The 9,929-nt window shown below is 65.3% G+C and carries 11 protein-coding genes; 10 read left to right on the top strand and 1 reads right to left on the bottom strand.

Annotated features, from left to right (window positions below; genetic code table 11):
• The first annotated feature begins 1 nt into the window (after window position 1).
• The 6 genes from C936_RS15230 to C936_RS0113875 all read left to right on the top strand — a co-directional run bounded on the left by C936_RS15230 (window position 2) and on the right by C936_RS0113875 (window position 4,492).
• Window positions 2–76 (top strand): flagellin, encoded by a 75-nt coding sequence (locus tag C936_RS15230; protein WP_369771444.1) that lies wholly within the window; start codon window positions 2–4, stop codon window positions 74–76.
• Window positions 77–273: 197 nt separating this feature from the next.
• Entirely contained in the window at window positions 274–576 is a 303-nt protein-coding gene (locus C936_RS0113895; RefSeq protein WP_369699448.1) for a flagellar protein FlaG, read from the top strand.
• 226 nt (window positions 577–802) lie between these two features.
• The gene (locus tag C936_RS0113890; RefSeq protein WP_018862916.1) at window positions 803–2,014 is read left to right on the top strand and encodes a flagellin; all 1,212 of its coding nucleotides are present in this window, start codon (window positions 803–805) and stop codon (window positions 2,012–2,014) included.
• 231 nt (window positions 2,015–2,245) lie between these two features.
• Window positions 2,246–3,607, top strand: a complete 1,362-nt coding sequence (fliD, locus tag C936_RS0113885; protein WP_018173934.1) for a flagellar filament capping protein FliD — start codon at window positions 2,246–2,248, stop codon at window positions 3,605–3,607.
• A gap of 38 nt (window positions 3,608–3,645) precedes the next feature.
• Window positions 3,646–4,059: a flagellar export chaperone FliS gene (gene fliS, locus C936_RS0113880; protein ID WP_018173933.1), complete on the top strand. Its 414-nt coding sequence runs from the start codon at window positions 3,646–3,648 to the stop codon at window positions 4,057–4,059.
• 49 nt (window positions 4,060–4,108) lie between these two features.
• Window positions 4,109–4,492 carry a flagellar protein FliT gene (locus C936_RS0113875; protein ID WP_018173932.1) on the top strand — a complete coding sequence of 128 codons (384 nt, stop codon included), beginning with the start codon at window positions 4,109–4,111 and terminating at the stop codon, window positions 4,490–4,492.
• A gap of 108 nt (window positions 4,493–4,600) precedes the next feature.
• Here C936_RS0113875 and C936_RS0113870 read toward each other — a convergent pair whose 3' ends face one another.
• On the bottom strand, window positions 4,601–6,802 hold the full coding sequence (locus C936_RS0113870; RefSeq protein WP_018173931.1) for a bifunctional (p)ppGpp synthetase/guanosine-3',5'-bis(diphosphate) 3'-pyrophosphohydrolase: 2,202 nt from the start codon (window positions 6,800–6,802) through the stop codon (window positions 4,601–4,603).
• 118 nt (window positions 6,803–6,920) lie between these two features.
• Here C936_RS0113870 and C936_RS0113865 point away from each other — a divergent pair, with 118 nt between their 5' ends.
• The 4 genes from C936_RS0113865 (at window position 6,921) to C936_RS0113850 (ending at window position 9,918) form a co-directional block, all read left to right on the top strand.
• A complete protein-coding gene (locus C936_RS0113865) occupies window positions 6,921–7,778 on the top strand; it encodes an alpha/beta hydrolase (RefSeq protein ID WP_018173930.1) in 858 nt (285 codons plus the stop codon).
• A gap of 164 nt (window positions 7,779–7,942) precedes the next feature.
• Window positions 7,943–8,836, top strand: a complete 894-nt coding sequence (locus C936_RS0113860; RefSeq protein ID WP_018173929.1) for a hypothetical protein — start codon at window positions 7,943–7,945, stop codon at window positions 8,834–8,836.
• A 72-nt stretch (window positions 8,837–8,908) separates the two neighbouring features.
• Entirely contained in the window at window positions 8,909–9,655 is a 747-nt protein-coding gene (locus tag C936_RS0113855; RefSeq protein ID WP_018173928.1) for a class I SAM-dependent methyltransferase, read from the top strand.
• 5 nt (window positions 9,656–9,660) lie between these two features.
• Entirely contained in the window at window positions 9,661–9,918 is a 258-nt protein-coding gene (locus C936_RS0113850; RefSeq protein WP_038038896.1) for a DUF167 domain-containing protein, read from the top strand.
• Window positions 9,919–9,929 lie beyond the last annotated feature (11 nt).

The raw sequence follows: 9,929 nt of genomic DNA, 5'->3' as shown, positions 1-9,929 counted from the left end.
GCTGCAGCAGGCGGGTACCTCGGTGCTGTCGCAGGCCAACGCGGTTCCGCAGAACGTGCTGGCCCTGCTGCAGTAAGCTCGATCACTCGGGCTTCGGGTTGAGGGAGGATGGCGCGAGCGCCATCCTCTCCTTCTGAAGAGGACGGCGACATGAGTGATGGAATCGGCAGTATCACATCGCCGCTGGTGGCAGTGAACCCGCGCGGGGGCGAGGGGGCCAAGGCCCCGGGTCCTGGCGCGGGTCTTGTTCGTGGCGAGGGAAGGCCGGAGGCCATCGCGCGTACGGGAAGCGGGACCGAATCGACGGCGCCAGCTTCCACCGGACCTGCGATCGAGGCCATGGACATGGACGAGGTCAATCAGGTGGTGGAGTCGATCAATTCCTATCTGCAATCCACCAAGCGGGCGCTGGAGTTCAGCGTGGACGACACCAGTGGCCGCACGGTGATCACGGTGATGGATGGAGAACGCGAAGAGGTGATCCGCCAGATCCCGCCCGAGGCCGTGCTGGCCTTGGTGGAGCGCTTCCAAAGTGATCAGGAACTGGGCGGTACAGGCCTGGTGGATCAGGCCTGATGCCGTCAGGGGCGAGCCGCCCCGGTGCGCATAATGGTGGCCAGAAGGGCCGGTCCCGGGTTCGGGGCCGGCCTTTTCTCGTTGTGGGTGGCGGAGCGATGCCGGACGCACGGCAAAAAACTGCCGGCTGGGTCTAAAGCGGCCGGGTCTACAGCCGATAAAGGCGTATTGAGAGGGCGAATCGGGCCCTCGTTGCCTCAGTTTCGGGGCTTGCAGGGAGGGGGTAATGTCCCAGATCATCAATACCAATGTTCTGTCCCTGAACGCGCAGCGCAATCTGGGGAATTCCCAGGGTGCGCTGGCGCAGAGCTTGGAGCGTCTGTCCTCGGGCCTGCGGATCAACAGCGCCAAGGACGATGCGGCCGGTCTGGCCATTTCCGAGCGTTTCAGCACCCAGATTCGCGGTCTGAACCAGGCGGTGCGTAACTCCAATGACGGGATTTCGTTCGCGCAGACGGCCGAGGGCGCTCTGGGCACCGTGGGTGATGCGCTGCAGCGTGCGCGCGAGCTGGCGGTGCAGGCGGCGAACGATTCCAACTCGGCCTCGGACCGTCAGGCGCTGAACGACGAGGTTCAGCAGTTGATGTCCGAGGTCTCGCGGATTGCCAACAGCACCGAGTTCAACGGTGGGCGTGTGCTGGACGGCAGTGTGGAGGATCTGTTCTTCCAGGTGGGCGCAAACCAGGGCCAGACCATTGCGGTCAGCGGCGTGGACTCGCGGACCTCCCAGCTCGGTACAACCGAGGCGATCTCCGCCGCGCGATTCAGCCAGGAGCAGATCGAAGATGGATTCCAGTTCGTCGGACCTTTTGAGATCGTTCTTAACGAAGACGGGGCATTCACCGGTGAGGTGGTTACAGCGAGTTTTACTGGGCCGACCACGCTGGACGAGGTAGTGCGCGAGATCAACAGCGCGATCCAAGATGCCGCAGCAGGGAATAGCACTATCACCGATGCCGGCTTGAGTGCGGCTCTGCGCGTAGACAATGAGGGCAATACGGGGATCGTGATCAACGGGGCCTTTGATGCTGAATTCGACGTGCGCGATGACATTACGGTCACGGATCTGGACGGAGGTGCCCTAGCATATCCGGCCTTCGGTGATCCGGTGCCTGCAACCCAGGTCAACCTGAACGACATCGACGTAATCACTCGCGAGAGCGCTAGCCAGGCGATCGGTGCGCTGGACGGTGCGCTAACCCAGGTGAACAGCCTGCGTGCGGAGCTAGGTGCGGTGCAGGTGCGTTTCGAGTCCACCATCGACAACCTGGGTGTGAGTGCCGAGAACCTGTCGGACGCGCGTTCGCGGATCCGCGATGCGGACTTCGCGGCGGAGACGGCGGAGCTGACCCGCGCCCAGGTGCTGCAGCAGGCGGGTACCTCGGTGCTCTCGCAGGCCAACGCGGTACCGCAGAACGTGCTGGCCCTGCTGCAGTAAACGGTGCCGTGCTGGCCTTTGAATGATGGCATGCACGGCCCCGGGATCGCTGGCGCCAGTCAAGAGTGCTGCCCCGGTTTCTATAGGCCGCATCCAAACGGGTGCGGCCTTTTTGTGTTGCAGCGGCGAAGATTTTTCGCAGTGGGGGATCAAGATTTGCGCTAGGCTGTCGTTACAGAAGTTGTACGTGCACAGAGGCGGTCGAGACGTCGACCTGCGAGGAGCAATACGATGGCAATCAGTGCGATGGGTGTGGGGTCCGGCCTGGATCTGAACCAGATTGTAGGCGACCTGCTGAACGCCGAACGCGTTCCCAAGGAGGAGCGCTTCAATCAACGCGAAGAGCGTATTGAGGCGCAGATTTCGGCCTTCGGAAACCTGCGCAACGGGGTCGAACAGCTCCAAGGTTCGCTGCTGTCTCTGTCCGGGTTCGAACTGAATCAGACGGCCTCGATCTCCGACGAGAGCGTGGCAACCGTGAGTGCCGACGGCACCGCCGCCAATGGCGCCTTCTCGCTACAGGTGAACCAGTTGGCGCAGGCCCAGGCGCTCGCCACCACCGCAGGGGATTTTGCGGACGGTGATGCCGAGGTCGGGGCCGGGCAGCTGCAGTTGCAGCTGGGGGATAGCAGCCCGGTGACGATCAATGTCGAGGAAGGCGACACGCTGCGCGATGTGCGCGATGCCGTTAACGAGGCCGGTGCGGGCGTTCGAGCGTCCATCGTGAACGATGGCAACGGTGCGCGGCTGGTGCTGAACGCTTCCGAGACGGGGGCGGACAACACGATCTCGCTGACCGCGACCGAGGACCCGGCCGGTAGTGGCCTGTCGCGCCTGGATGGCAGCAACCTGGTCGAGACGCGGGCGGCGCAGAATGCCGAGGCGGTAATCGACGGCGTGACCGTGACCAGCGCCACCAACACCCTGGACGACACCATCGAAGGCGTCACGATCGAATTGCAAGGCACCTCTACGGCACCGGCTACCGTCTCTGTGCGGGAAGACCAGAGCGCGCTGCGAGAGGCTCTGCAGGGCTTTGTCGAGCAATACAACACCCTGGTCGGGCAAACCCGGGAACTGACGTCCTACAACGTGGAGGACGACGAGCCGTCGGTGCTGACGGGTGACAGTACCGTACGCGGCGTGCGCAGCCGCTTGAGCGAGGCCCTGCTGCAGCCGGCCGGAGTGCCGGATTCGGGGGTGCAGACGCTGGCCGAGCTGGGGATCGTCTCGAATCGCGATGGGACGCTGAATTTCGACACCAGTCGTTTTAATCAGGCGATGGATAACAATGACTTCGAAAGTATTTCGGAGGTAGTTCGTGAGGTCGGCGGGCGCATGGAAGAGGTGGCGAGGACCTTCGTTGGGCCGGATGGGCTGATTGGGAATCGGACCGATGGACTTCGCGGCGATCTGGAGCGTATAGAACAGCAACGGGAAAGGCTTGATGTGCGGCTTGAGCGAATGGAGAGCCGGCTTATCGGGCAGTTCTCTCGAATGGACTCCGCCGTTGCACAAATGCAGAGCACTGGTGATTTCCTGACCAATCAGCTGGCGAACATGCCGCTGGCGCAGAACAACTCTCGGCGATAGTCGCCGCCACGCGGTGAATGGATAACGGAGACAGACAGATGTACGGACCGGCATCGAATCGAGGGGTCAACCAATATCGTCAGGCCGGCGCGCTGGCCGAGGCGCAGGTGGCCAATCCGCACCGGCTGATCCAGATGCTGTTTGAGGGCGCGCTTGAGCGCATTGCGGTGGCCAAGGGCGCGATGCAACAGGGCAATGTGGGCCTGAAGGGCGAGAAGATCGGCAAGGCGATCGATATCGTCGAGTCACTGCGTGCGGTGCTGGACCACAAGCACAACCCCGAACTGTCCGGGAACCTGGATGCGCTGTACGAATACATGAGCCGCCGTCTGCTGGAAGGCAATGCGCAAAACGACCCGGCGGCGCTGGACGAGGTCGCCAAGCTTCTGCGCGAGATCAAGGCCGGCTGGGACGAGATTCCGCCCGAGGAACGTCAGCGCAAGGCCGGTTGAGGCGTCTGACCTTGACCGCGGGATTGCCGCGTGCTGTCGTTCGCCGATCATGACGACAAACGATGCGGGTACAGAGGACTCCGGTGCAACGCTGGAGGATGCGGTGGAGGCCGTACGCGGCCTGATGGACCAGGCCATCCGCGAAGAAGACTGGGACCGCCTGGAAGAGCTCGACCTGAAGGCGCGCGTGCTGGTCGAACGCGCGTTTGGCGAAGAGCCCGTACCATTGCGTGATGACACGGGCGAGGCCCTGCGCAGCGCGCTGGAACGCCTGTCGGCGTTCTACGAAGACACCGTTCCGATCCTGACCGAACGCCGCGGCGATGCCAGCCGCCAGTTGCGTGAACTTCGCGCGGGGCGGAAAGGCACCAACGCCTACGAGAATACCCGCCGTAACTCCATGCGCTCCGGGCCGATGAAGCCCGGCGGTTAGGGGCCTGTCCAACGTTGGATCGCGCAGAGGGCTGCGCTCCTACAGGTGGCCGTGTTGGCGTAGGAGGCCAGCCCTCTGGACGATGCAGTAGTGCTTACGTAGCCGGGCTCAGGCTGACGGGTTGGGGATGCGGCGCACGGACTGGACGCTGCCGAGGGATTGCAGGCGGTCGAACAGGGTGCTGAGTTCGCCGAGGTCGGTGATCTCGGCTTCGAGTTCCATGTGCACGCTGCGGTCGTAGGGGTCGGTGCGGGTGTTCACGCGCAGCAGGTTGATGCCGCTGGCGGAGAAGGCATTGCCGACTTCGCCGAGCAGGCCGGCGCGGTCGTGGGCCTCGAGCTCGAGGGTGATGGGTTCGCGTTCGGGTTCGTCGCCCCAGGAGACGGGGATCAGGCGGCCGCGCTTCTCCTCCGGCATACGCAGGATGTTGACGCAGTCGCTGCGGTGGACGGATACGCCGGCGCCGCGGGTGATGAAGCCGACGATCGAGTCGCCCGGTTGTGGGTTGCAGCAGCGCGCGCGGGAGGTCAGCAGGCCGCCGACGCCGCGGATGCGGATCTCGTCGTCCTGGATGCGTTCTTCGCGGCGCGGTTCTGCGGGTTGCGGGGGGGCCGCCTGTTCGGCACGGGCCTTTTCCGCCTGGCGCTGCTCGCGCAGCTGCTGGGAGATGCGCCCGGCGATCTGGTTCGTGGTGATATCCCCGGCGCCGAGCGCGATCAGCAGCTCGTCGAAGGTCTGGAACTTCATGGCTTCGGCGAGCGCATTGCGGTCCAGATTGGAACCGCAGCCCAGACGCTGACATTCCCGGTCGATCAGGTGTTTGCCGGTGGCCAGGTGTTCGTCCTGGTGCTGCTGGCGGAACCAGGTGCGCACCTTGGAGCGGGCGCGGGCGGTGTTCAGGTAGCCGAGATTGGGGTTGAGCCAGTCGCGGCTGGGGGCGCCCTCGCGGGTGGTCAGCACCTCGACGCGTTCGCCGGACTTCAGCTTGTAGGTCAGCGGGACGATATGCCCGTCCACCTTGGCCCCCCGGCAGCGGTGGCCGACCTCGGTGTGCACGGCGTAGGCGAAGTCCAGTGGCGTGGCGCCCTGGGTCAGGTCCATCACCTCGCCCTGGGGCGTGAGCACGAATACGCGCTGGTGCAGCGGCTCGCTCTGGATCTCGTCGAGCAGGTTCTGGTCGGAGTTGTCCGCGGCCTCCAGCAACTGGCGCAGGCTGCTGATCGCACGGTTGAGTGCCTGATCCTCTCGCCCGCCCTCCTTGTAGCGCCAGTGCGCGGCAACCCCGAGTTCGGCGAAGTCGTCCATCTCGCGGGTGCGGATCTGCACCTCGACGACCTTGCCCTCGGGGCCGACCACCGCGGTGTGCAACGACTGGTAGCCGTTGTCCTTGGGATTGGCGATGTAGTCATCGAACTCGCTGGGCAGGTGGCGCCAGTCGTTGTGCACGATGCCGAGCACGGTGTAGCAGGTGGCGAGCTCATCGACGATTACACGGGTGGCGCGCAGGTCGTAGAGCTCGTCCAGCGAGGTCTGCTTGCGCTGCATCTTCTTCCAGATGCTGTAGATGTGCTTGGGCCGCCCGAACACGCGCGCCTGGATGCCGGCTTCGGCCAGCCGGTCGCGCAGGGTATGGGCGAAGCGCTCTACATACGTCTCGCGCTCAGTGCGGTTCTCCTCCAGCCCCTTGGCGATCTCGCGGTAGGTCTCGGGTTCGAGGATGCGCAGCGCGAGGTCTTCCATCTCCCATTTCAGCTGGCCCACGCCCAGGCGGTTCGCCAGCGGGGCGATCACGTCCAGGGTCTCCTGCGCGAGCACACGCGCGCCGTCGTCCGGCTCCTTCACGGTCAGGCGCAGGTGCTGCACCCGGTAGGCGAGCTTGATCAGCACCGCGCGCACGTCGTCGACCATCGCCATCAGCATGCGGCGCAGGCGTTCGGCCTGTTCCGGGCGCCCGACCGGGGCCTCGAAGCGACGGCTGACCAGGGCCGCGACGTTGACGGTCAAGCGCGCAATCGAGTCGCCAAAGCGCTCCTTGAGGGCGCGCTCGTCGATCTGTCGGGCCAGATAGGCGCTGACCAGGAGCGCGGCGGTGATGGTCTGCCGGTCCACGTTCAGATGGCGCAGGACCTCGGCCACGTCCAGCGGATGAGACTCCAGGCCGGAGGCATCCACCGAAGCCAGCGCCAGGTCCAGCGCATCCGCCAGCGCGGTTGCCGACGCGGCATCGCCGTTGGGCCCGGCAAAGCGCGCGACCAGCTGGTCGCGGTCCAGGCCCTGCAGCTCGGTGTTGGTGAGTAGCGAATGGCGCATGATCGCTAGGTATTGTACGTCAGCCGTCCGCCGGGCAAAGGCTTTGTCTGAAGGGGATTCATACGACGGCCTACCGCTTTGGCTTGCCATCGGACCCCTGCCGGGTCACGATCGGATCATGCTGAACCTGTTCAAACTGGCGCTGATTCTGGCGGTTGGGTACGCCCTGTTCGTGGGGCTGATCTACCTGACGCAGGACCGGCTGATCTACATGCCCAGCAGCAATGTGGTCGGCAGTCCCGCGAACATCGGGCTGGAATACGAGGATGTGGCGCTCGAGACCGAAGACGGCGTGCGGCTGCACGGGTGGTACCTGCCGGGTCCGGAGGATGATGCGCCGGTCTTGCTGTTCCTGCATGGCAATGCGGGGAATATCGGCCACCGCCTGGAGTCGCTCGAGCAGTTCCATCATCTGGGGCTCGCGGTGCTGATCATCGACTACCGTGGGTACGGCAACAGCCAGGGGCGACCTGACGAGGAGGGCACCTATGAAGATGCCCGTGCGGCGTGGAACTGGCTACGCGAGCATCTGGAGTACGAACCCGAGGAGATCGTACTGTTCGGCCGTTCCCTGGGCGCAGCTGTGGCGGCGCGGCTGGCCGAGACCAAGAGCCCTGCGGCCGTTATCCTGGAGGCGGCCTTCACCTCGGCCGCCGATCTCGGCGCGGAGGTCTACCCCTGGCTCCCGGTGCGGGCGCTGATCCGGCATGAATACGACGTGCTTGGACGGGTGGGGGCGATCGAGGCTCCGCTGCTGTTTGCTCATGCGCGCGAGGACGAGATCGTGCCGTTTTCGCATGCCGAACGCCTGCTGGAGGCGGGCGGCGATGGGGCACAGTTGATGGAGATGGACGGCGGGCACAATGACGCCTTTCGGGCGACCGGCTCGCGCTACACCGAGGGGCTGCGCGAGTTTCTGGAGGATGCAGGCCTGGAGCTGCGCCCGCGGGATGCGACGAATGGGGACGGGGAGTAGGTGCGGTGCTAGAATCGGCGTCTTTTGTGCCCGTCTTGAACGGCATGGACGCATGAATGCCTCAGCTTGAATTAGGCCCACCGGGGCTCGCGATCAGCCGGCAGGAAGGCCGGAGTGACGCACCGGTACTCACGCTGCGTTTCGGTCCCGTTACCGGGGCCACGTTGCGCCCGGACGGCATCGATATTGCCCTTGGCCTCGAGCCACTGGAGATCCCGGAAGGCCGCGAGGCGGCGCCCGAGCTCTGGTACGCAGCGGGTGCGGTGCGCACCGAGCAGATCGATGACCTGATGCTGGCGCATGCGGGGGACCGGCTCGTGGGCTGCTGGTATCGGCCGCATGGCGCCGCCGAGGACCCCGGGGCCATCACCGAGCAGGCCTATCATGCGATCCTCGAGGCCTGCCAGGAGCGGGGGTTCGGACACCTGGTGCGGGCCTGGAACTACTTCCCTGCGATCAACCAGGAACTGAACGGCCAGGAGCGCTACCGCAGTTTTTGTGCCGGGCGCGCCCGGGTGTTCGAGGCCCTGCCGGATTTCGAGCGGCACCTGCCGGCGGCGACGGCCATTGGCACGCATGCCGACGGCATGCTGATCTACTTCATCGCCATGCGCGAGGCCACGCTGCGGATCGAGAATCCGCGCCAGGTCAGCGCGTTTCGCTATCCGCGGCAGTACGGGCCGCGCAGCCCGTCCTTCGCGCGGGCGCGGATGAGCCAGGAGGCGTGCGGGGCCGCGGAACTGTTCATCTCCGGGACGGCCAGCATCGTGGGCCACGAAAGCCGGCACGCGGAGGATCTCGAGGCCCAGATCGACGAGAGCCTGCGCAATATCGGGGTGCTGCTGGCGGCGGCCTCCAAGGAGGGCGCTGTGGCTCTGCGCGATCCCGGCGACCTGTCGATGCTGAAGGTCTATCTGCGCCACCGGGCAGACGGTGCTCGCGCGCAGCGGCATCTGCGCGAGTGCCTGGGCGAAGACGTAGACATCTTGCTGCTGCATGGGGATATCTGCCGCAGCGAACTGTTAGTGGAAATCGAAGGGCTGTACCGCGAGGGCTAGCCCGCAGGGCCCCGCCTCTCGCGGGCATTGAACTGGCATTGGGCGCGCGCGGCGCGCAGAAGGGGGAAGTGGATGAATGATCCGGGGTACAAGCCGCATCCGGTATTGAAGGACTATTACGGCGACGAGTCGGAAAAGCGGGCGTTTGTTGATGACCTGTTCGACCGGACGGCACCGCATTACGACCGCATCCTGCGCTGGGGCTTTCTGGGCACCGGCCAGGCGTATCGCCGCTACGCGCTGAAGCAGTCCGGCCTGAATCCCGGTATGGATGTCCTGGATGTCGCGACGGGCACGGGCCCGGTGGCGCGCGAGGTGCGCAAGGTGGTCGGTGACGAGAACATCACCTGTGTCGATCCCAGCCGCGGCATGATCGACGTGGCCCGGCGCTCGATCAAGGCGCGCTTCATCGAGGGTCTGGGCGAGCAGTTGCCGCTGCCGGACAAACAGTTCGACCGCGTGTACATGGGGTACGGCCTGCGCCATGTGCGCGACCTGCATGAGCTGTTTGGCGAGTACTTCCGTGTGCTCAAGCCGGGCGGTCGCTGCATGATCCTCGAGGTCTCGCGCCCCAGCACGGAGCGCCAGTTCAAGATGGCGCGGTTCTACTTTCGCGACTTCATCCCGTTTCTCAGCCGCCTGCTGACCCGTGACCCGGATGGACATCTGCTGATGCGCTATTTTTGGGACACGATCAACGAGTGCGTGCCGCCGGAGAAGATCATGGGCGTGCTGGAGGATGTCGGTTTCCGCGAGGTCGAGCGCGATGTGCAGCTCGGCGTATTCAGCGCCTACCTGGCGACGCGGCCGGCCGACTAGGCGGTTTGGCTCGCCTTAGGGTCCGCGTGGCGCCGGGCAGCAAGCGCGATGCGATTGGCCCCTGGATGGGGGATATCCTCAAGCTTCGCGTGCAGGCCCCACCAGAGAAAGGCCGGGCAAACGAGGCCGTTTGCGCCCTGCTGGCGAAGACGCTGGGCTGCCCGGCCCGTGACGTGACCGTCGTGGCGGGTGCGACCGCGCGCGACAAGACCGTGGCGATCGAGGGTTACGGCGAGGAGCAAATCCGCCGCGCGTTATCCTGATCGCCGGATAC

The organism is Thioalkalivibrio sp. ALJ4 (assembly GCF_000377225.1).
GTDB lineage: Bacteria > Pseudomonadota > Gammaproteobacteria > Ectothiorhodospirales > Ectothiorhodospiraceae > Thioalkalivibrio.
Note: the sequence above shows the minus strand (reverse complement) of the source record. Positions and strands in the feature narration are given on the sequence as shown.